We start from the raw sequence: 19,928 nt of genomic DNA on the forward strand, positions 1-19,928 counted from the left end.
CACACCGATCTGCGGTTAAGACGGGCTGCACAACGCTCGCCCATCCAGCAATAACTTAACGTTACTTCAGCAAATCCGGGAATAACGTCTGCTTCAGAGCCAGTTCCACACCGCGAACTTCAGCCAGACCTTTCAGGCGACCAATCGCTGAATAACCTGGGTTGGTTTTCTTGTGCAGATCGTCAAGCATCTGGTGTCCGTGGTCCGGGCGCATTGGAATCGGACGCACATCCCCTCTGTTTTTACGACGCTGTTCTTCAGTCAGAATCGCTTTTACCACCGCAACCATGTTCACATCACCTTGCAGGTGCGCGCCTTCATGGAAGGTTTTCGGGTTTTCTTCGCGGCATGTTGCACGCAGATGGGTGAAGTGAATACGATCGCCAAAGGTTTCAATCATACGTACCAGGTCGTTGTCCGCGCGAACGCCATAAGAACCGGTACACATAGTGAAGCCGTTATAAATGCTATCGACGGTTTCTTTCAGCCATTGCATATCTTCAATAGTCGATACGATGCGTGGCAGACCGAGGATAGGACGCGGTGGATCGTCCGGGTGAACCGCCAGACGCACACCGACTTCTTCCGCTACCGCAACAATCGCACGTAAGAAGTACGCCATGTTCTCGCGCAGTTGCTCTTTATTAATGCCGTCGTATTCAGCAAGGCGCGCACGGAACTGGTCCAGGGTGTAACCCTCTTCCGCGCCCGGCAAACCCGCGATGATATTGCGCGTCAGTTTTTCTTTTTGGGCATCTGACATGCTGTTGAAGTAGTCCAGCGCCTGACGCTGCTCTTCTTCGCTGTAATCTGCCTCAGCGCCTTTGCGCTTAAGGATGTGCAACTCAAATGCTGCAAAAGCAATCTGGTCAAAGCGCAACGCTTTTGAACCATCTGGCAATTCATACTCAAGATCGGTACGCGTCCAGTCCAGAATTGGCATGAAGTTGTAGCACACGGTGTCGATGCCGCATTCTGCCAGGTTACGAATGCTTTGCTGGTAGTTTGCGATATGCTTATCGTATTCACCGGTGTGAGTTTTAATTTCTTCATGCACCGGAATACTTTCAACTACTGACCAGGTCAGTCCTTTCGCTGCCAACACGGCTTGACGCTCTTTAATGTCAGCAACTGGCCACACTTCACCATTTGGGATGTGATGCAAAGCAGTAACGACACCGGTCGCGCCCGCCTGACGCACATCATCCAGAGATACCGGGTCTTTTGGGCCGTACCAACGCCATGTTTGTTCCATCGACAGTTCCTCAGTTAAGTTGTCATACCAATTCTTTTTACCACATTGACTACTACCATACTGAATTCTTCTTTTCGGTCAAATTTTGCGGTTACATTGGTTGATCCAGCTCACATTAAATGGATAAAGACGGCACACCAATTTAATTTGCTGTCATATAACTTTAGACTGCGCAATGTTACTAATTCGTTAATCAGGATTTACATTTATGAATACAATTGCTTCGGTCACGCTCCCTGCCGATGTTCAGCAACCACGCTATGATCGCCAGGCGTTAAAAACCCGCATCGTCCATTTTGGCTTTGGGGCGTTTCACCGCGCGCACCAGGCATTGTTGACCGATCGGGTGCTCAATAAATTGGGGGGTGATTGGGGCATTTGTGAGATAAGCCTGTTTAGCGGCGACAAGTTGATGAGCGCGTTGCGAGACCAGGACCACCTTTATACCGTGCTGGAAAAAGGTCGCGAGGGTAATCAGGCGATTGTTGTCGGTGCAGTTAACGAATGCCTGAATGCAAAACTCGATGGCCTTGATGCAATTATTGAGAAATTCTGCGAGCCGCAGGTGGCGATTGTTTCCCTGACCGTGACCGAAAAGGGTTATTGCATCGACCCCGCGACCGGAAAACTCGACAGCAATAACGAACGGATTATTCACGATCTACAGCATCCCACCGAGCCACATTCAGCGCCCGGTATTTTGGTGGAAGCCCTCAATCGCCGCCGCGAACGAGGATTACGCCACTTTACCGTGCTTTCGTGCGACAACATTCCTGACAACGGCCATGTGGTACGCAATGCGGTAATTGGCATGGCAGAAACCCGCAGCCAGGAATTAGCCGACTGGATCCGAGAGCACGTGACCTTCCCAAGCACTATGGTTGACAGAATTGTCCCTGCTGCAACGCCAGAATCTTTACGCGAAATCACTGAAACGCTAGGCGTTGAGGATCCGTGTGCGATTTCAGGTGAACCGTTTATCCAATGGGTTATTGAAGATAACTTTGTTGCTGGCCGTCCGGCATGGGAAGAAGTGGGCGTTGAAATGGTCGACGACGTGATGCCGTGGGAACAGATGAAGCTGCGCATGCTTAACGGTAGTCACTCCTTCCTCGCGTATCTCGGCTACCTCGCGGGCTATCAGCACGTCAATGATTGCATGGCTGATGAAAATTTCCGCCAGGCCGCGCATCGTTTAATGATGCACGAACAAGCGCCAACACTCCGCGTTGCGGGCGTTGATTTGCAGCGATATGCGCATAACTTACTTGAGCGTTTCGAAAACCCGGCGCTAAAACACCGTACCTGGCAAATCGCGATGGATGGTAGCCAGAAGCTGCCGCAGCGCATGTTGGAAAGTGTACGCTGGCACTTGCAACAAGGTGATGAATGGCCATGCCTGGCATTGGGTATTGCCGGATGGATGCGCTATGTCAGCGGCACCGATGACGCTGGCAACGAGATTGATATTCGCGATCCGTTGGCCGGGAAGATAAAAGCGTTGGTTGAAGGCAGCGCTCCTGAAGAACGTGTTCACGCTTTGCTCAGCCTGCAAGAAATATTCGGTAGTGACCTTCCTGCTGATGAACAATTTGTCGAAAACATCTGTGCCGCATGGAACGAATTATGTAGCAATGGCGCACGCGCAGCCGTCGCTAAACGGGTCGGTTAATTTAACAATCAATGCCTTTAAGCGTGCTTCACAAGGATGTGATGCCCACTCAGGCTTCCTTTTCTCGCAAATGTTGTTCAGGATTGTGATAATCAATCACGTAAGGTTCACTTAACCTGTCCGGAGCGCCTGTGACTAAAACCAACCTCATTACCGGTTTTCTCGGTAGCGGAAAAACCACCACCATTTTACATTTGCTGGCCAATAAACCCGAGCATGAAAAATGGGCTGTGCTGGTCAATGAATTTGGTGAAGTCGGTATCGACGGCGCGTTATTAGCTGACAGTGGTGCATTATTGAAAGAAATCCCCGGTGGCTGTATGTGTTGTGTGAATGGGCTGCCGATGCAAGTTGGCCTGAACACGCTTCTGCGCCAGGGTAAACCCGACCGCTTGCTCATCGAACCTACCGGTCTGGGTCATCCTAAACAAATTCTCGACATGCTGACCGCCGAGGTTTACCAACCGTGGATAGAACTCAACGCCACGATTTGTTTGCTCGACCCGCGCCAGTTGCTTGATGAACGGGCTGTGAATAATGATAATTTCCGCGATCAGCTCGCCGCTGCCGATATTATCATTGCGAACAAAGAAGACCGTGCCAGCGATGAAAGCCGCCGTGCATTGGCCGAATGGCAACAGCGCGAAGCCGCGGGCCGTGAAATTATTCCCGCTCATAACGGCAACATCGACAGCAGTCTCCTCGATAAACCGCGTCAAAATCTACGCGAACTACCTTCCAGCCCCGATCATAATCATAGCCACGCCGTATCTAAGGGGCTTGCTGCATTAAGTCTGCCCGAGCATCAACGCTGGAGACGCAGCATTAATAGTGGCCAGGGTTATGTCGGTTGCGGCTGGATTTTTGATGCAGACACTGTCTTTGACACCGTTGGGATTCTGGAATGGGCCAGGCTTGCCCCAGTCGACCGCGTTAAAGGTGTCCTGCGTATTGCGGAAGGCTTAGTACGAGTTAATCGTCAGGGTCTTGATTTCCATATCGAAACACAAAACGTTGCGCCTCCAGATAGCCGTATTGAGTTGATCCATAGCGGTGAAGTTGACTGGAATACGTTGCAATCATCGTTGTTGAAGTTACGTTTAAGTTTGTAAGCCTACCCTTTCGCCCTTTGTTAAAAAATCTCGTGACATTGTATGAATATTATTCGACTTCCTCTTATCCTGGTGCTGAACGCACTGGGATTTGCACTCTTTTTTAGCTGGTATCTGCCTTCAGGGCACGGCTATTGGTTCGTTATTGATTCCAACATCTTCAATTTCTTTAACCGTGAACTGGTTAAGAGCCATGCCTTCCTGGTACTTGTCGCTGTGACCAATAATCGGGTGTTTGATGGCATTTCGTTATTAGCGATGGGTTCGCTGTTTTTCTTCTACTGGCACAAAGAGCAAGCAACCGGTCGCCGCCGCATGGTTATCATGGGCATCGTGATGTTATTTTGCGCAATTATTATTAATCAACTCGGCCATCTGATTCCGGAATCTCACGTCAGCCCTACGCTGTATTTCACCGATATTTATCGGGTCAGCGACCTGTTGCATTTTCCGACAAAGGATGCTTCTAAAGACAGCTTCCCTGGCGACCATGGATTAATGCTACTGATTTACACCGGCTTCATGCTGCGATATTTCGGCAAAAAAGCGTTCGCCATTGCCGTTATTATTTTCCTGATTTTCATGATGCCGCGCATGATGATAGGCGCACATTGGTTTACTGATATTTTTGTCGGTTCACTATCTATTGCGCTTGTTTGCTTGCCATGGGTGCTTTTAACCCCAATAAGTGACGGGTTAATTAACCTCCTGGACCGCTATTTACCTCAACTGCACAAAGCAAATGATTAACATCTGATAAACACGATTAAATTTTAATCATCAGAGAACGGAATGATCTCTGGTGATTTTTCATTTCCTCGCCAAAACCGCCTAATATTTAACCTTTCCGCTTCTCCAGACAAAAGAAGCATTTGCACATTTAAGCAGCAATTTCGATTAACAAATACGCAATATTTCTTATCATTCCTTAACATCACAATTTATTATAAAAAATCAGATAAAAGCTCTCGCCACGCCAGTGCTGATAGGGTACCCTCGAATACGTTTTGTGCTTAAAGCCAAATCATTCGCAGTGTGAATAAATTTGTGCGTCATACCACAGTTTTGTGCATAAGCAATTGTTTCATGACGCTCAGGTAATTAGTCTCGTCACGTTGGCATTTTGTATAACGATATTTATCGTTAAGGACATCAAGGGATAACAAACATAATGGTCACATCTCAGCCTATTTTGAGATATATCTTGCGGGTAATTCCCGCCGTTGCTGTGGCAGTGATGCTGTCAGCATGTAGTTCGACAAACACCGCAAATATGCATTCTGAGACGCATGCAGTCGGCAATAAAGATGGTTTTTTACTGCAAGCTTCTCAGGATGAATTCGAAGAGATGGTCCGTAATGTAGATGTGAAATCACGTCTCATGGATCAATATGCAAGCTGGAAAGGCGTTCGTTATCGTCTTGGTGGCAGCAATAAAAGCGGTATTGATTGTTCTGCATTCGTGCAGCGTACATTCCGTGAACAATTTGGTTTAGAGTTGCCTCGTTCAACTTCTGAACAACAGGATTCAGGTAAATCGATTTCACGCAATAAATTACGTACTGGCGATTTAGTTCTGTTCCGCGCAGGTTCAACCGGTCGACATGTTGGTATTTATATCGGCAATAATCAGTTTGTACATGCTTCCACCAGCAGTGGTGTGACGATTTCAAGCATGGACGAGCCGTACTGGAAGAAGCGCTATAACGAAGCACGACGCGTACTGAGCCGCAGTTAATGCGGTTCTTGCAAACAGTTACTCCCTTGGCTGTTTGCAAGACAACACTTCGACGAGACAAGAAACGCTGTTTATACAGCGTTTTTTTATTGCCTGAATTTCATTGAGTGCAATAAATAAACGATTCCACAATGATTATAACTTTCGTTCGAAACTTTATGACTCAATGGTAGTTTTTGCGTTATAGTCCAAAAAAATACAAATAAACAATAAGTCTCTTGCGCCTGCAGGAACCCGTTATCCATGTTTTCTAAAAATATATTTTCACGTTACTTTACCTCAGTCCGGCAAATAACCACCTTCAGTATTTTGGCGGGCATCCTTGCCGCGCTACTGATTAGTGGTATGACCAGCCTGACATTGCACAGTAAGCGTGAGACGGGTTATGACACACTCACTGATGACGTACGCAATTATCTCAATGCCTTTTTCGATGAACTTGAGTCCACCGCCACCAGCATTCAACCGTTAACTCTCTCTGATTGCCATCAAGTCTCAAGTGAACTGACTTCGCGCGCTGCCTTTAATGCCAATATCCGCGCCTTTGTATTAGTCCGTAACGATGAAGCCTACTGTTCATCGGCGACCGGAAGCATGTTGATGGGCATGGACCAGTTGGTGCCTGATATCAACATCAATGAAAATATCGACCTGACTATTATGCAAGGCACGCCGATGGTGCCAGGCAAGCCGACTATTGCCGCGTGGTTTAAAAATCCCGTAATGGAAGGCCGGGGTGTTTTCGCCACCCTGAATGTCAATCTCACCCCCTATTTATTATTCACCACACGCCAGAATGATCGGGTGTCGATGGCCATTATCGCGGGCGATAAAGCGCTAACAACGATATCCAACAGCGTGATGAATGTGTCAGAGCTCCCCACTCACCCTACTCGCGTCATCTCTATTCCGGGTTATCCCATTAAGATAGAGCTGTACGGTGAAACCTGGCCTGTGGAAGACATTCAAATTTCCATTCTTACAGGTTTAGTTTTCGGCATTCTCTGCGGGGCATTGTGCGCCTATTTTTTGACGGTACGCTTACGCTCAGGCAAAGAGATCCTGACCGGTATTAAACGCGGGCAGTTCTATGTGGTGTATCAACCGGTAGTGAATGCCAAAGAGCTAAAAATGTCTGGTGTCGAAGTGTTGATGCGTTGGAATCATCCTATTGCAGGCCCTATTCCTCCGGATGCGTTTATCGCCTTTGCAGAAGCCCAGCAATTGATTGTTCCCCTCACCCGCCACTTGTTTGAACTGATTGCGCGTGATGCCAAAAAGCTCCAGCATGTTTTACCGCCAGGTGCACGACTTGGTGTTAACCTGGCGCCCAGCCATTTGCACTCCCCAACTTTCAAAGAAGATATTCAAGCTTTTGCCACCTCGTTGTCGCCCCATCATTTCCAACTCATTTTTGAAATTACCGAACGCGATATGATTAAGGAAAACGAAGCCAGCTGCCTGTTTTCCTGGATGCACGAGCAAGGGTATGAAATTGCTGTCGATGATTTTGGTACCGGGCACAGTGCGCTTATCTATCTCGAACGCTTTAAGCTGGACTATCTCAAGATTGATCGTGGCTTTGTTAACTCGATTGGCTTTGAGACAGTCACCTCTCCGGTGCTCGATGCCGTGCTTACGCTGGCACGCAAACTCAGCATGACCACCGTTGCGGAAGGCGTTGAAACCCGCGAGCAAGCCAAATGGTTGATTGACCAGGGCGTGAATTATTTACAGGGTTACTATTTCGCCCGCCCTCTTACTCTTGTGCAATTGCAGGAATGGGAAAACCAGCAAAAAGATTACGATGAGTTGGTTATCCGCCGTTAATTTCTCTGTCTGACAACCAATATCCACTGCCTGCAAAGATGCAGCTTGAAGTATCACGTGCTTAACTTATGATTTACCATCATGACGTTATAATGCGGTGGTACATTACCTGGATATTGATATTGTTTCGGGATGAAACAATAAGGTAATCTCCTCCCTGACAAGGAATGACCTATACGATGTTTTCCCGCACCCTCGCCCTACTGAGCCTTTGCCTGATTGCTGCGTCAAGTCAGGCTGAAAACATCAAGGAAAGTTATTCCTTTGCCGTTTTAGGTGAACCTAAATACGCCGTCAACTTCACGCAGTTTGATTACGTCAACCCTGCAGCACCAAAGGGTGGGAACATCACCCTGTCGGCGATTGGCACCTTTGATAACTTCAACCGTTATGCGCTACGTGGCAATCCCGGTGTACGTACCGAAGCATTGTATGACACGCTTTTTACCACCTCAGATGATGAGCCTGGCAGCTATTACCCACTGATCGGCGAAATGGCGCGCTATCCTGCCAATTTTGCCTGGGCTGAAATCGAAATTAATCCGCGTGCCCGTTTTCATGATGGGGCGCCCATCAAAGCCAGTGATGTCGCTTTCACTTTTAATAAATTCATGACTGAAGGTGTGCCGCAGTTTCGCCTGGTTTATAAAGGTGCAAAGGTGCGAAGCATCTCGCCTTTAACGGTACGTATCGAACTGGCGGAACCCAGTAAAGAACGGATGTTAGGGTTATTCTCGCTTCCGGTATTTCCTGAAAAATTCTGGAAAGATCATAAGCTCAGCGACCCACTGTCTGCACCTCCTCCAGCCAGCGGCCCGTATAAAATAACGGCATGGCGCATGGGGCAATATATTACTTACACCCGTGTCAGTGAATATTGGGCCGCCAATTTACCGGTAAACCGTGGCCGCTGGAATTTTGATTCTATCCGTTACGATTACTATCTCGATGACAATGTCGCTTTTGAAGCCTTTAAGGCTGGTGCCTACGATTATCGTCTCGAAGTCAGCGCAAAGAACTGGGCGACGCGTTATACCGGAAAGAACTTTTCGAATCGTTTTATTGTAAAAGAAGAGCAGCCCAACGATGCCGCTCAGGACACACGCTGGCTGGCGTTTAACATCCAGCGTCCCATCTTTGAAGACCGAAAAGTACGTGAAGCAATTGGCCTGGCGTTCGATTTTGAATGGATGAACAAAGCGCTGTTTTATGGCGCATACAATCGGGCGAACAGTTATTTCCAGAACACGGAATATGCCGCGCGGGATTATCCAAATGCTGATGAGCTGACAATCCTTGCCCCCATGAAGAAAGATTTACCGCCAGAGGTATTTACCACTATCTACAACCCACCAAAATCGCGCGGGGATGGGTTTGACCGCAACAATCTGCTCAAAGCCCTGAACTTGTTGAAAGATGCGGGGTGGGAACTAAAAGACCAAAAACTCGTCAATGTTAAAACAGGTAAACCGTTGAGTTTCGAGTTGTTGATTGGCTCCACCGGCAACACACAGTGGGTTTTACCGTTCCAGCATAATTTGCAACGACTGGGTATCACGATGGAGGTTCGTCAGGTGGATAACTCGCAGCTTACCAACCGCCTGCGTTCCCGCGACTATGACATGATGCCAACACTGTACAGCGCCATGCCTTATCCCAGTGCGGATGTGCAAATTTCGTGGGCTTCGGAATACGTCGACTCGACTTACAATGCACCGGGAGTGAAAAGCCCGGTGGTCGATAAACTGATTTCTCAGATTGTGGCTCATCAGGGTGACAAACAAAAACTGCTACCACTGGGGCGCGCGCTAGACCGGGTACTGACATGGAATAATTACATGATTCCGATGTGGTACATGGCAGCAGACCGCTTCGCCTGGTGGAGTAAATTCTCTAAACCGGCCATTCATCCGTTATACACCACAGGCTTTGACACCTGGTGGTATGACGTTAACAAAGCCGCTCAATTACCGGCAAACCGGCGTTAAGGGTATCTATGGGAAGCTATCTGTTACGTCGTTTGCTGCTGATAATCCCGACACTGTGGGCAATTATCACCATCAATTTTTTCATCGTACAGATTGCACCTGGTGGCCCTGTAGATCAGGCGATCGCGGCGATTCAATTTGGCCACGGCGCAGGAGTCCCCGGTTTAACGACGGATTCTATGGGAAGCGGTCATGCCCGAGTCGGTGTCGGAAATGTTGGCGACAGCCAGTACCGCGGCGCTCGTGGCCTTGACCCGGAAGTCATTGCCGAAATTACTCACCGCTACGGTTTCGATAAACCGATTCATGAACGCTATTTCAAAATGCTCGGGGATTATCTACGTTTTGATTTTGGCAACAGCCTGTTCCGCAGCGCTTCCGTTCTGCATCTGATTAAAGACAGCTTGCCGGTGTCTATCTCAATTGGTTTGTGGAGCACCTTAATTATCTACATGGTGTCGATCCCGCTCGGAATCCGAAAAGCCGTCAGCAATGGCAGTGCTTTTGATGTCTGGAGCAGCACGTTTATTATCATCGGCTACGCGATCCCTGCATTCTTGTTCGCTATCTTGCTGATTGTGTTGTTTGCTGGCGGCAGTTATCTGGACTGGTTCCCGCTGCGTGGCCTGGTATCAACGAATTTCGATACCCTGCCGTGGTACGGCAAAATCATGGATTATCTCTGGCACATTACATTACCGGTGCTGGCGACCGTGGTCGGGGGCTTTGCGACCTTGACGATGTTGACCAAAAACTCGTTTCTGGATGAAATTCGCAAGCAATACGTGGTCACTGCGCGAGCCAAAGGGTTGGATGAAAGTAAAATTCTCTATCGCCATGTATTCCGCAACGCAATGCTGTTAGTGATTGCCGGTTTTCCTGCCACGTTCATCAGTATGTTTTTTACCGGCTCGTTGCTTATCGAAGTGATGTTTTCGCTAAACGGACTGGGCTTGCTGGGATATGACTCGACCCTTTCTCGCGACTATCCGGTGATGTTTGGGACCTTGTACATTTTCACCCTGATTGGCTTGCTGCTGAATATTCTGAGCGACATTACTTATACGCTGGTTGATCCACGTATTGATTTCGAGGGCCGTGGATGAGCCATTTAAGTCCTGTTAATCAAGCCCGCTGGGCACGGTTTCGGCATAATAAGCGCGGCTATTGGTCGTTGTGGGTTTTCGCCATTCTTTTTTTACTCACTCTGGGTTCAGAACTGATTGCGAATGATCGCCCGTTGGTCGTGCATTATCAGGAACGTCTCTATTTTCCGTTTATTGCCAATTACAGCGAAAGTGATTTTGGTGGCCCTCTGGCGACACCTGCGGATTATCAGGATCCCTGGCTTGCAGAACGCCTGAACCAAAAAGGATGGGTGGTGTGGGCACCGATCCGCTTTGGCTACAATGCGATTAACTTTGCCACCACTGTCCCCTTCCCTTCCCCCCCGAGCAGTCAAAACTGGCTTGGGACTGATGCCAACGGCGGCGATGTGCTGGCGCGGATTTTGTATGGCACGCGTATTTCCATTCTGTTCGGCCTGATGTTGACGATTTTATCCAGCGTCATTGGAATACTGGCTGGCGCAGTACAAGGTTATTACGGCGGACGAGTGGATTTGTGGGGCCAGCGATTTATTGAAGTGTGGTCGGGGATGCCGACACTCTTCCTCATCATTCTGCTTTCAAGCGTCATCCAGCCGAATTTCTGGTGGCTACTCGGTATTACGGTTCTGTTTGGCTGGATGGGTCTGGTCGGTGTGGTGCGCGCTGAGTTTTTGCGTACCCGCAACTTCGATTACATTCGGGCAGCCCAGGCGATGGGCGTGAGTGACGGATCGATAATTATCCGCCATATGCTACCCAACGCCATGGTCGCTACGCTGACATTTTTGCCATTTATCCTTTGCGGTTCGATTACCACCCTCACCTCGCTGGATTTCCTCGGTTTCGGCTTACCGCTCGGCTCACCGTCACTGGGTGAACTGCTGTTGCAAGGCAAAAATAATCTTCAGGCTCCGTGGCTTGGCATCACCGCGTTCCTCTCGCTGGCCATCTTACTGACACTCCTCATTTTTATTGGTGAAGCCGTGCGCGACGCCTTCGACCCAAGCAAGGTGTACTGAGATGACAACTCCATTGCTGTCCATCAATCATCTGTCTGTCGCCTTCCGTAGCGGTAATATCGTCCGGCAAGTGGTGGACGATTTATCCCTTGAAGTGAATGCCGGTGAAACGCTGGCATTAGTCGGGGAATCGGGTTCCGGGAAAAGCGTTACTGCGCTATCAGTGCTGCGTTTGTTGCCTGCTCCGCCGGTGATTTATCCGTCAGGGGAGATTTTTTTTAAAGGCCAGGAGCTGTTGCATGCGCCTGAGCGCACCCTGCGCAGCGTGCGTGGTAATAAAATTGCCATGATTTTTCAGGAACCGATGGTTTCGCTTAATCCACTGCACAATATCGAAAAGCAGCTTTACGAAGTGTTATCGCTCCATCGGGGGATGCGCCGGGAAGCCGCTCGCGCTGAAATGCTGACCTGTCTTGATCGAGTCGGTGTTCGCAACGCGGCAAGCCGTTTAACTGACTTTCCGCATCAGCTTTCTGGGGGGGAACGCCAACGCGTGATGATTGCTATGGCGTTGCTGACGCGCCCGGAATTACTGATTGCCGACGAGCCCACAACGGCACTGGATGTCACGGTTCAGGCGCAGATCCTGCAATTGCTGAAAGAACTCAAGCAAGAGCTGAATATGGGCCTGCTCTTTATCACTCATAACCTGAATATCGTCAAAAAGTTGGCTGATAACGTTGCCGTGATGCGTAACGGAAAGTGTGTTGAACAAAACTCGACGACCATATTGTTAGCGGCACCGCAGCACCCTTATACCCAACAATTGTTGGCAGCAGAACCAGTGGGGACTCCGCGCCCGGTCGATGAAACCAACACGCCGCTATTAACGGTTCATGATTTACAGGTCGCTTTCCCGATTCGCCGCGGGCTGCTCAGGAAAACAGTCGGCTTTAACTATGGGATAAAAAATCTGAGTTTTGCGCTGCGTGCGGGTGAAAGCATCGGGTTGGTTGGAGAGTCAGGCTCCGGGAAAAGCACGACGGGACTTGCACTGTTACGCCTTATTCACTCCAGCGGAGAGATTTGGTTTGACGGTAAACCGTTGCACGACCTTAATCGCAAAAAACTGCTGCCGCTGCGCAACCGTATACAAGTGGTCTTCCAGGATCCCAATTCGTCGCTCAATCCGCGGCTTGATGTTTTGCAGATCATTGAAGAGGGTTTGCGCGTCCATCAGCCTGCGTTAAGTGCGGCTGAACGTGAGCAGAAAGTGATCGTCGCTATGCAAGAAGTGGGGTTAGATCCGCAAACAATGCACCGCTATCCGGCTGAATTTTCAGGCGGGCAAAGACAGCGCATCGCCATAGCCCGCGCACTCATTTTGCAACCGGAATTGATTATTCTGGATGAGCCGACGTCATCTCTTGACCGTTCCGTGCAAGCGCAAATTCTGGCATTGCTGAAATCGTTACAAGAAAAGCATCAGCTGGCCTACATTTTTATCAGCCATGATCTGCGCGTGGTGAAGTCGTTGTGCCATCAGATTGTGGTACTGCGGCAGGGAGAAGTGGTCGAGCAAGGGGCATGTCAGCAGATTTTCGCTGCACCTCAGGCGGAATACACACGCCAGTTACTTGCGCTTGCCTGACACGCAGGTTTTACAGTTAAAAAGGATTCGCGCTGGAGAAAGACTCCGCGATGGCGACGCCAAAATTTTTCAGTCGGCACGTTGCGGCAAGTTCATCCTGGCGATTTACAAACAAGCACGGCTCGCCTTCACATTCCACAACAGAACAATCCACTTCAATATCTCGCAAGGCCAGGCTTAGCTTGTGCATCGTCGGCCATGCGGCATCGCTGGTGTCGCTCAGCAATTTTAGACCAATCAGGCAATTTTCAGCATTCGGCCCATTTTGCGGAATCGGTTCAACTCTGGACCCTGCAAAACCCGCCAGCCAACGATACCTGTGCGGTAAACGATGAACGATGGAAAGTTGTAACGTATTCACTATGGTATTCCCCTGGAAAAACTCAAAATATTTTCACAAACGATTTACATAAAGGTTAACACAATGTTGATTACTTGTGTGTAAACACAGTTGAAAACCGCTTACATCCGTTGTAATTATTTGTCTACCATTTCATTTTTAACGTTTTACTTTTGTGGTGCTGCACACGTTTCGGCGCTATATGTAACGCTTTCTTCGATCTAACTCAACCTTTTTAACTACAAGAATATGACTTTTTGTTGTTGATGCGTTTACATTTGAGAAACAAATTGTAGGCATTCGAAGGGAATTTTCGTTGATTTAGATTAAAGAACGGGTATCTGGCGATACCCGTTTTTACACTTTAGGACTAATTAGTGGCGAGTCGGGGACGGCTGGCGTAGAGATAGAAAACGATCGAGCATGTTGCGCACACCGCAATCGACCAAATCATTGGCCACGCGGAGTTAAAGGTTGCGATAGATAAAAGCGCGCCGGTTAATGCACCGATACCAAAGCGGAACGTGCCCGCCAGCGAAGACGCCGTCCCTGCCATATGGGGAAATTCATCAAGAATGACCGCCATCGCATTTGACGACACCATCGACACACAGCCAACAAATACGGCCACTCCCAGCACCATTGACCAAAAACCTAACCCCAGTCCTGTGCTCACAACCAGCCAGATTGCCATAGCAAATTGCACAAACAACCCAAAGCGGAACATCGCCAGTGGACCAAAGCGGCGCACGAAGCGGCTATTGATCAGTGTCATCACGATCAAAAACACGATGTTAAGCGCAAAGTAGTAACCAAAATGCTGCGGCGCGACGTGATTGAGCTCGATGTAAACAAATGGCCCGGCGCTCAAAAATGAGAACATCGCCGCAAAGCTAAAGCCACTCGCCAACATATAGCTCAGCACACGTTTGTGGCGGAACAGTGTTGCGAAGTTGCCTATCGTCGTGCGCAAATGAAACTTCTGCCGCCGTTCTACCGGTAGCGTTTCATGGATCAGGAAGAAAATCATCGCTGAGGCAAGCAGTGCTGCCAACGCCAGAATCCAAAAGATGGCATGCCAGCTAAACCACACCAGCACCGCCCCACCGACCATGGGTGCCACCAGTGGCGCAATCGTCGTAATCAGCATGACAAACGACATCATGCGTGAAAACTCTTCTTTTGGATAAATATCGCGCATCAAAGCGTTTATAACGACACTTGCGGCAGCCGCAGCAAGACCATGCAGGAAGCGCATCGCGATCAAATGATCAATCGTTTGTGAGAGTGCACAAGCAATCGCCGCCGCCGCAAAGACTAACGTACCTCCCAGCACAACCGGTTTACGGCCAATGCTGTCTGCCATCGGGCCATAAAAGAGCTGACCAATAGCAAAGCCAAGAATATATGTACTTAGCGTCATTTGTGCGCTGCCTGCTGGCACGCCAAATTCCGAGGCGATGACCGGTAACGCTGGCAGGTACATATCTATTGATAACGGCATCAACATGGCCAGCAGGCCAAGTATCACCACAATACCGATTGACGAGTTTTGCTTACTGCTCAACACATCCTCCTGGAATCAACGCGGCGGTAAGCCTACGCTGGCAATTTCTTCTTCAGTTAATGGACGGTATTCACCCGGCGCGAGATCCGCATCCATGGCAATGGCGCCAATACGCTCACGATGTAAACCCACCACATGGTTGCCCACTGCCGCGAACATGCGTTTTACCTGGTGATAACGCCCTTCGCTGATGGTCAGACGGACTTCCTGCGGGGTAATGACTTCAAGTACCGCAGGCAGCGTCAGATCTTTTTCATTATGCAGTTGAACTCCAGCAGCGAATTGTTCTGCCGTGTCATCGGAGATCGGATTCTCAAGCGACACTAAATAGGTTTTTTCGCAATGATGGCGCGGAGAAGTAATACGGTGTGACCATTGGCCATCATCGGTCATCAGCACAAGGCCTGTAGTGTCGATATCCAGACGCCCGGCAGCGTGCAATTTATGCGCCATCGGCTCATCCAGGAAATACAGCACGGTTGGATGATCCGGGTCTTCGGTGGAGCAAACATACCCCTGCGGCTTATTAAGCATAAAGTAGCGAGGGCCATTTTGCTGAGTCAACGAACGGCCATCAAACTCAACCTGATGTTCAGGGTTCAGTTTGAAAGAAGCGTCACGCACAACTTCACCATCAATGGTGACACGGCTCGCACGGATTTCACGGCCAGAAATAGCACGGCTCACGCCAAGCTGCTGAGAGATAAATTTATCGAGTCGCATTAAAATATTGCCTGTTTCAAAGAGGTGCCAGCACGAAATAGCCGACAGGGCGTAAGCCCGTTTTCAAGTGGTAAAAATCGTTCGCCTGTTAATTAGTTTGCCAGTATAGCGGCAACAAAAACTCTCTCAAGGTAAAACGCTTACCATGGCATAATTGAACGCGTTATTTTTCTTCAGATTGAGTGACAATGTCTTTTACCTTACGCCCCTACCAACAAGAAGCTGTGGACGCCACCCTGCACTATTTCCGCAAACACACTACGCCTGCGGTCATTGTGTTGCCGACGGGTGCCGGAAAAAGCCTGGTGATTGCCGAACTCGCCCGAGTGGCTCGTGGGCGCGTACTGGTCCTGGCGCATGTCAAAGAGTTGGTCGCACAAAACCACGCTAAATATTGTGCGCTTGGACTGGAAGCCGACATTTTTGCAGCGGGTCTGCAACGCAAAGAGAGCCACGGCAAAGTGGTTTTTGGCAGTGTACAGTCGGTGGCGCGTAATCTGGAGCAGTTCCACGGTGAGTTTTCCTTACTGATTGTTGACGAATGCCACCGCATCGGCGACTCCGACGACAGCCAGTATCAGCAAATCCTTGCCCATTTACGCACGGCAAATCCTAAGCTGCGTCTGCTAGGGCTAACCGCCACGCCTTATCGCCTTGGGAAAGGCTGGATTTACCATTTTCACTATCACGGCATGGTCCGGGGTAACGAAAATGCCCTGTTCCGTGACTGCATATATGAGCTCCCGCTGCGCTACATGATTAAGCACGGCTATTTAACGCCGCCCGAAAGGCTCGATATGCCCGTCGTGCAGTACGATTTCAGCCGTTTGCAGGCGCAATCTAACGGCTTGTTCAGCGAAGCGGATCTTAATCGCGAGTTAAAACAGCAAAAGCGCATAACGCCGCACATCATCAGTCAGATTGTTGAATTTGCGACCGACAGACGCGGCGTAATGATTTTTGCCTCGACGGTTGAACATGCCAAAGAAGTCACCGCTCTGCTGCCCGCAACCGATGCAGCACTGATTACCGCCGATACCCCAGGCCCTGCGCGCGATACATTAATAGAAGCATTTAAGAACCAGCAATTCCGTTTTCTGGTCAACGTTTCGGTGCTCACCACCGGTTTTGACGCTCCTCATGTCGATTTGATTGCTATTTTACGACCGACCGAGTCCGTGAGTCTGTATCAGCAAATTGTGGGTCGTGGGTTGCGTCTGGCACCGGGGAAAAAAGATTGTTTGATTCTGGATTACGCGGGTAATCCTCATGATTTATTCACCCCTGAAGTCGGGGCAGCGAAAGGCAAAAGCGACAATGTGCCAGTGCAGGTATTCTGTCCATCCTGTGGTTTTGCCAACACGTTCTGGGGCAAAACCACCAGCGATGGCACATTGATTGAACATTTTGGCCGCCGCTGCCAGGGGTGGTTTGAAGATGACGAAGGTACGCGTGAACAATGCGATTTCCGCTTCCGCTTTAAAAATTGCCCACAATGTAATGCTGAAAATGATATTGCTGCGCGCCGCTGCCACCAGTGCGACCAGGTTCTGGTCGATCCTGATGATATGTTGAAAGCCGCATTGAAATTAAAAGATGCACTGGTGCTGCGCTGTGGTGGCATGACGCTGCAACATGGCGGTGATGACAAAGGCGAGTGGCTAAAGATTACCTACTTTGATGAAGATGGCGCGGATGTCAGCGAGCGATTCCGCCTGCAAACGCCCGCCCAGCGAATGGCGTTTGAACAGATCTTTATTCGGCCACACAGCCGTACCCCCGGCGTACCGCTACGCTGGATAAACGCCGCTGATGTCGTGGCACAACAGTCCGCTCTCCGTCATCCAGATTTTGTCGTTGCGCGTAAGAACGGCAACTTCTGGAACGTGCGGGAAAAGGTATTTGATTACGAAGGCCGCTTCCGCCGTGCGAATGAATTGCGCGGCTAAAGGTACTTTTCATTGAAGCCTGGGGCAGATATGGCTATAATCCCGCCCGCTTTTGCATCCGCAAGGCAGATCACTTACCTGTTGCTGGGTCGCCTGTAACAGGATTATTTAAGAGAGAAACAGTTAATGTTTACTATCAATGCAGTAGAACGCAAAGAGCAGGGCAAGGGTGCGAGCCGCCGCCTGCGTGCAGCTAACAAATTCCCGGCAATCATCTATGGTGGTTCCGAAGCTGCGATCTCTATCGAACTGGATCACGACAACGTAATGAACCTGCAAACTAAACCAGGTTTCTACGAAGAAGTTCTGACTCTGGTTGTAGACGGTAAAGAAGTTAAGGTTAAAGTTCAGGCTGTTCAGCGTCACCCGTTCAAGCCAAAACTGAGCCACATCGACTTCGTTCGCGCTTAATCGCGAATTTAGCTCGAAAAAAAACCCGCCTCGGCGGGTTTTTTTATGGTTACTTACCAGAGCTCCGGCGCTGCAACTGATCGCGCAGATTCGGCGGTGTGCCTTTAATGGTCAGCGTATCGGTCGCGGGATCCCAGAAAATGCGTTCGCCTAATAACATCGAATCAAAGTTAATCGTCAACCCACCGCCGCTACCGGCAAATTTGGTTAACTGACGCAACGTGCTACGGTCAGCCGGGAAACTCTCTTCCAGCTCATAGCCTTTATCAGCAGTGAACTGCTGGAAGTTTTTATCATCGACTGCCCACGGCAACTCATCCGCAAGTGAAGAAAGCTCGATCTCTTCTCCCGCCTGGAGCTGCTCATTGCAATACGCATAAACCTGCTGACGTGCAGCCTGACGCTCGTTTTTATCCAGTTGCGCTTCGTTAGTGAAATCATCTAACGCCTGCAACAGGCCCTTGTTTTGCGCTTTGGCGTTCAAACCTTCGCTGGCACCCAGGAAATCCATAAAGAAATCGGCAACTTTGCGCCCTACTCGCCCTTTCAGGAAAGTCAGGTAACGAGTGGACTCAGGATTGGTTTCCCATTCGGTCAAATCAATACGCGCCACGATATCTGCGTGGTTGATGTCCAGATAATGGGTGGAACTGATATCCAGCTCTTCGTTGACACGCATGCTGCTTAAATTATTCAGCACCGCCACCAGCAAATATTCCACGGCCAAATAACGGTATTGGCAAAACAGCACGATGCCGCCGTCAGCAAAAGGATACTTCGCCAGCTCATCACGTAAGCGACCCGTCGCAGCACGACTGAACGCCAGGAAATCCTCATCGCCTTTACGCTGCGAGCGCAACGCTTCTGCTAATTCACTCTCTTCGCTGAACAGACCATATGCTTTATTTTTTGCACTGTAGACGCGGTGCAATTCGGCCATCATTTCTTCTACGGCGCCGTTCGTTGCCAACAGAGAATCGCGCAGCACAACTTCAAGTGTCTGTTCGCCGCGTTTGATCAACTGGTGTAAGGCAATCTGGTTGATATCCAGACTCATGATAAACTCTCCTTTTAGACTCGGCGGTATTCAACCATTGCCAGAAGCCTTCTGCAACATCTCCATCCCCTAAATAATTTGAGGCTCAGGAAGGCGGCAATTGAGTAAATCCCGATGAGCTTACCTTAGTAAGTGATTCGGGTGACAAATCTGTCAGGAACAGATTTGAACGCTGCTTGCAGCGGCCCCGAAGGGGTGAGGCCCACGATGGGCCGAATAAGAGAGCAGCCAACGCACCTGTGACTCAAAGTATGACGGGGAGATAAAAAAGCAGAAAAATCGCGCCTGCTACGGTAAGATAACGCCCTTTCCCGATTCTAATTGATTGTTAATTTATGCCACAAATATCCCGTTATAGTGACGAACGCGTCGAAGAACTGTTGAGTGAACTGGCAAGCGTGCTGGAAAAGCACCAAACGCCAACCGATCTTTCCCTGATGGTACTGGGAAATATGGTCACCAACCTGATTAATACCAGCGTAGCTTCTGCTCAGCGCCGCTCGCTGGCTCGCTCTTTCGCTGAGGCGTTACAAGCCTCCGTGAGCGAAGACAAAGCTCATTAAGGGA

The 19,928-nt window shown here is 49.4% G+C and carries 17 protein-coding genes; 12 read left to right on the forward strand and 5 right to left on the reverse strand.

The window, feature by feature from the left end; all coding sequences use genetic code 11:
- Positions 1-61: 61 nt before the first annotated feature.
- Positions 62-1,255 (reverse strand): mannonate dehydratase, encoded by a 1,194-nt coding sequence (gene uxuA, locus BSPA111_RS04325; RefSeq protein ID WP_183269949.1) that lies wholly within the window; start codon positions 1,253-1,255, stop codon positions 62-64.
- 208 nt (positions 1,256-1,463) lie between these two features.
- On the opposite strand from uxuA, the gene BSPA111_RS04330 reads away from it, so the two are divergent.
- From BSPA111_RS04330 to yejF, 9 genes are all read left to right on the forward strand, one after another.
- Positions 1,464-2,927: a mannitol dehydrogenase family protein gene (locus BSPA111_RS04330; RefSeq protein WP_183269950.1), complete on the forward strand. Its 1,464-nt coding sequence runs from the start codon at positions 1,464-1,466 to the stop codon at positions 2,925-2,927.
- Between the two features lie 131 nt (positions 2,928-3,058).
- Positions 3,059-4,039, forward strand: coding sequence for a GTP-binding protein (locus tag BSPA111_RS04335; RefSeq protein WP_183269951.1), 981 nt, complete (start codon positions 3,059-3,061; stop codon positions 4,037-4,039).
- Positions 4,040-4,081: 42 nt separating this feature from the next.
- Positions 4,082-4,789, forward strand: coding sequence for a phosphatase PAP2 family protein (locus BSPA111_RS04340; RefSeq protein ID WP_183269952.1), 708 nt, complete (start codon positions 4,082-4,084; stop codon positions 4,787-4,789).
- A gap of 421 nt (positions 4,790-5,210) precedes the next feature.
- Entirely contained in the window at positions 5,211-5,777 is a 567-nt protein-coding gene (gene mepS / locus BSPA111_RS04345; protein ID WP_183269953.1) for a bifunctional murein DD-endopeptidase/murein LD-carboxypeptidase, read from the forward strand.
- 243 nt (positions 5,778-6,020) lie between these two features.
- A complete protein-coding gene (locus BSPA111_RS04350) occupies positions 6,021-7,607 on the forward strand; it encodes a cyclic di-GMP phosphodiesterase (protein WP_183269955.1) in 1,587 nt (528 codons plus the stop codon).
- A 179-nt stretch (positions 7,608-7,786) separates the two neighbouring features.
- Positions 7,787-9,595 carry an extracellular solute-binding protein gene (locus BSPA111_RS04355; RefSeq protein WP_183269956.1) on the forward strand — a complete coding sequence of 603 codons (1,809 nt, stop codon included), beginning with the start codon at positions 7,787-7,789 and terminating at the stop codon, positions 9,593-9,595.
- 8 nt (positions 9,596-9,603) lie between these two features.
- Positions 9,604-10,701 (forward strand): microcin C ABC transporter permease YejB, encoded by a 1,098-nt coding sequence (locus BSPA111_RS04360; RefSeq protein WP_183269957.1) that lies wholly within the window; start codon positions 9,604-9,606, stop codon positions 10,699-10,701.
- Positions 10,698-11,723 carry a microcin C ABC transporter permease gene (locus tag BSPA111_RS04365; RefSeq protein ID WP_183269958.1) on the forward strand — a complete coding sequence of 342 codons (1,026 nt, stop codon included), beginning with the start codon at positions 10,698-10,700 and terminating at the stop codon, positions 11,721-11,723. The genes BSPA111_RS04360 and BSPA111_RS04365 overlap by 4 nt, the downstream gene beginning before the upstream one ends.
- A gap of 1 nt (position 11,724) precedes the next feature.
- Entirely contained in the window at positions 11,725-13,314 is a 1,590-nt protein-coding gene (gene yejF, locus BSPA111_RS04370) for a microcin C ABC transporter ATP-binding protein YejF (RefSeq protein WP_183269959.1), read from the forward strand.
- A gap of 16 nt (positions 13,315-13,330) precedes the next feature.
- On the opposite strand, the gene BSPA111_RS04375 is transcribed toward yejF, so the two are convergent.
- From BSPA111_RS04375 to rsuA, 3 genes are all read right to left on the reverse strand, one after another.
- The gene (locus BSPA111_RS04375; RefSeq protein WP_183269960.1) at positions 13,331-13,675 is read right to left on the reverse strand and encodes a YejG family protein; all 345 of its coding nucleotides are present in this window, start codon (positions 13,673-13,675) and stop codon (positions 13,331-13,333) included.
- 349 nt (positions 13,676-14,024) lie between these two features.
- A complete protein-coding gene (locus BSPA111_RS04380) occupies positions 14,025-15,221 on the reverse strand; it encodes a Bcr/CflA family multidrug efflux MFS transporter (RefSeq protein ID WP_183269961.1) in 1,197 nt (398 codons plus the stop codon).
- A gap of 15 nt (positions 15,222-15,236) precedes the next feature.
- Positions 15,237-15,944 carry a 16S rRNA pseudouridine(516) synthase RsuA gene (gene rsuA / locus BSPA111_RS04385; protein ID WP_183269962.1) on the reverse strand — a complete coding sequence of 236 codons (708 nt, stop codon included), beginning with the start codon at positions 15,942-15,944 and terminating at the stop codon, positions 15,237-15,239.
- Positions 15,945-16,132: 188 nt separating this feature from the next.
- Between rsuA and BSPA111_RS04390 the strand changes: the two genes are divergently transcribed.
- Both BSPA111_RS04390 and rplY read left to right on the forward strand, forming a co-directional pair.
- On the forward strand, positions 16,133-17,893 hold the full coding sequence (locus BSPA111_RS04390) for a DEAD/DEAH box helicase (RefSeq protein ID WP_183269963.1): 1,761 nt from the start codon (positions 16,133-16,135) through the stop codon (positions 17,891-17,893).
- Between the two features lie 126 nt (positions 17,894-18,019).
- The gene (gene rplY, locus BSPA111_RS04395) at positions 18,020-18,304 is read left to right on the forward strand and encodes a 50S ribosomal protein L25 (RefSeq protein ID WP_183269964.1); all 285 of its coding nucleotides are present in this window, start codon (positions 18,020-18,022) and stop codon (positions 18,302-18,304) included.
- Between the two features lie 49 nt (positions 18,305-18,353).
- Here the strand turns inward: rplY and yejK are convergent, their stop codons facing one another.
- On the reverse strand, positions 18,354-19,361 hold the full coding sequence (gene yejK / locus BSPA111_RS04400; RefSeq protein WP_183269965.1) for a nucleoid-associated protein YejK: 1,008 nt from the start codon (positions 19,359-19,361) through the stop codon (positions 18,354-18,356).
- Positions 19,362-19,696: 335 nt separating this feature from the next.
- Between yejK and BSPA111_RS04405 the strand changes: the two genes are divergently transcribed.
- Positions 19,697-19,924: a YejL family protein gene (locus BSPA111_RS04405; protein ID WP_034458713.1), complete on the forward strand. Its 228-nt coding sequence runs from the start codon at positions 19,697-19,699 to the stop codon at positions 19,922-19,924.
- Positions 19,925-19,928 lie beyond the last annotated feature (4 nt).

This window comes from Buttiauxella sp. A111 (assembly GCF_014189855.1).
Classification (GTDB): Bacteria; Pseudomonadota; Gammaproteobacteria; order Enterobacterales; family Enterobacteriaceae; genus Buttiauxella; species Buttiauxella selenatireducens.

What these genes read in the sequence shown, in the direction of transcription:
- uxuA (WP_183269949.1), bottom strand. Translation starts at nt 1,255, where the DNA reads ATGGAACAAACATGGCGTTGGTACGGCCCAAAAGACCCGGTATCTCTG.
- BSPA111_RS04330 (WP_183269950.1), top strand. Translation starts at nt 1,464, where the DNA reads ATGAATACAATTGCTTCGGTCACGCTCCCTGCCGATGTTCAGCAACCA.
- BSPA111_RS04340 (WP_183269952.1), top strand. Translation starts at nt 4,082, where the DNA reads ATGAATATTATTCGACTTCCTCTTATCCTGGTGCTGAACGCACTGGGA.
- mepS (WP_183269953.1), top strand. Translation starts at nt 5,211, where the DNA reads ATGGTCACATCTCAGCCTATTTTGAGATATATCTTGCGGGTAATTCCC.
- BSPA111_RS04350 (WP_183269955.1), top strand. Translation starts at nt 6,021, where the DNA reads ATGTTTTCTAAAAATATATTTTCACGTTACTTTACCTCAGTCCGGCAA.
- BSPA111_RS04355 (WP_183269956.1), top strand. Translation starts at nt 7,787, where the DNA reads ATGTTTTCCCGCACCCTCGCCCTACTGAGCCTTTGCCTGATTGCTGCG.
- BSPA111_RS04360 (WP_183269957.1), top strand. Translation starts at nt 9,604, where the DNA reads ATGGGAAGCTATCTGTTACGTCGTTTGCTGCTGATAATCCCGACACTG.
- BSPA111_RS04365 (WP_183269958.1), top strand. Translation starts at nt 10,698, where the DNA reads ATGAGCCATTTAAGTCCTGTTAATCAAGCCCGCTGGGCACGGTTTCGG.
- yejF (WP_183269959.1), top strand. Translation starts at nt 11,725, where the DNA reads ATGACAACTCCATTGCTGTCCATCAATCATCTGTCTGTCGCCTTCCGT.
- rsuA (WP_183269962.1), bottom strand. Translation starts at nt 15,944, where the DNA reads ATGCGACTCGATAAATTTATCTCTCAGCAGCTTGGCGTGAGCCGTGCT.
- BSPA111_RS04390 (WP_183269963.1), top strand. Translation starts at nt 16,133, where the DNA reads ATGTCTTTTACCTTACGCCCCTACCAACAAGAAGCTGTGGACGCCACC.
- rplY (WP_183269964.1), top strand. Translation starts at nt 18,020, where the DNA reads ATGTTTACTATCAATGCAGTAGAACGCAAAGAGCAGGGCAAGGGTGCG.
- yejK (WP_183269965.1), bottom strand. Translation starts at nt 19,361, where the DNA reads ATGAGTCTGGATATCAACCAGATTGCCTTACACCAGTTGATCAAACGC.
- BSPA111_RS04405 (WP_034458713.1), top strand. Translation starts at nt 19,697, where the DNA reads ATGCCACAAATATCCCGTTATAGTGACGAACGCGTCGAAGAACTGTTG.